1 protein-coding gene and 1 pseudogene are annotated in these 1,758 nt (G+C 42.9%); one reads left to right on the top strand and one right to left on the bottom strand.

The window, feature by feature from the left end:
* Positions 1–209, top strand: a pseudogene (locus EAI83_RS17020) (hypothetical protein); the annotation flags it as partial.
* 224 nt (positions 210–433) lie between these two features.
* On the opposite strand, the gene EAI83_RS17015 reads toward EAI83_RS17020, so the two are convergent.
* On the bottom strand, positions 434–1,758 hold a 1,325-nt coding region (locus EAI83_RS17015), incomplete at its 5' end, for an ABC transporter permease (protein WP_129900498.1).

Below are 1,758 nucleotides of genomic sequence, written 5' to 3'. Positions count from 1 at the left end.
AGAACTGGCGCAACAAAATAAACCGGGTAAAAAATACCGCAGGCTTTCCGGCTGACCGTCTGGAAAAAATACAGGCTTCCTTTTCCGACTTTAAGAAAGAAGCCTTACAGAGAAAAAAGGCTGTAAAAACAGGAACGGCCAGCCCGAAAGAATTTACGGACTGGCTGTATCAGCAGAGTAATGTAATTGTTGAGCTGACCGAGATATGAAAAACTTTCTATCGTCAATTTCGCATTATTGCAATAACAGATTGCTTCTTCCATGAATGGTAATATTATCATCAAACTTTTGGAAGAACTATAAATGTCCGAGGTGCCTTTGATTTCGACAAAAAAACAGGCCGAATTGTTACAAAGCTCGGACATTTCAAAAATTTTTTGAGAAATGGCGAAAAAAGCGGGGCAGCACACGCCGCCCCGCCGATCCCATACGGTTATTCCATCGTCCGCATTTGTTCAATCAGGGATTGTTTTTTCTGTCTGCGGACTGTCCATACAGACAAAATCAGCTCCATTCCGAATAATACCAGAATGAACAGGCCCATTTCCAAAACCGGGAATTTGTAAGGCACTACCTTTCCGGCAAAAATGGCAATGCTCATTTTTCTGCAAGCAAAGATGGAAGCCGGAAGCCCAACGATCAGCGTCGCCAATGTTGCAAAGAGCGCATAGCACAGGCCCTCGCAGATGTTCATTTTACATAGCTGTTTTTGTGTTAGACCGATGGAACGCAAAACACTGTTTTCCTGCTTTCTGGACATCTGGTTAGAGAGTGTCGTATTGATAAGATTGATAACACCAAAAAGGAATACCAGCCATGAAAGCACCTCCATACTCCCGAATGCCACCTGATCTTTCGACTTCATATATTCAATCCGTATATTTATTTCATCTAAAGCAAGGTTACTATGGCTGGCAACAATATTTTTTAAGCCAGCTTTTACGATTTCCGCTTTTTTCGGATCGCTTGCAATACTCCACGAATAGTCAAATGAAGTAATTTCCGGGTGTAGTTCACAGAACAAATCCTGTGGTGCAAATGCAACAGCCCCATCAATAAGTAATTTACCATGCCCGGTATATGTGCCTGGGCCAAATAGCCCTGATATAGTAACAGGAACGGATGACTGCCCCTCTCCGAAAGATATTTCGACCGTTGAACCAACTCCCATATCTTCATAAGAATCTACAATCGAGCGTGAAATTACGATACTATGAGAATCTGTTGGCATCGTTCCCTCCGTCAATGCAGCCTCAACCTTAGCATAATTCTGATCGGTCAGCATATCACAGTTTCCAGTGTTCTGATTGATGTCCCCCTTAAAAGTTGTATGAAGCGTTTGTCTGTTTGCAATTACATCTGTGACACCATCAATAGATAAAATTTCCTGCTTTAATTCCTCGTTCAGTGGATTTCCTGCTGCCATAAGTTCTTCTTCTGGCACTTCTGATTGTAGATAAATTTTATAATCGCCATCTGGAAAATAAAGTCTTGCCCGTGCTTCCGGGGAGCGCGTTAATACAATGGAAGATACCACAAGTAGGATAATTCCGCCCAAACTCAATGAGGCTACAATAGCAACGGTCTTTTTTCCGTCACGCTTAAAATTCGCAATTCCCATTGAAACAGGATTGAGCTTGATAGTCTTTTTCCGGCTGCGGATGTCCTTTTGCGCCGGGGTAAAACGGACGGCTTCAATGGGGGAAATCCCTGCCGCAATTTTCACCGGCTTACGGATGGAAACAGATACCATGATCC

Source organism: Blautia sp. aa_0143 (assembly GCF_004167315.1).
GTDB classification, from domain to species: Bacteria; Bacillota; Clostridia; order Lachnospirales; family Lachnospiraceae; genus Blautia_A; species Blautia_A fusiformis.
The sequence above is the reverse complement of the archived record's forward strand: the minus strand, read 5'-3'. Positions and strand labels throughout refer to the sequence as shown.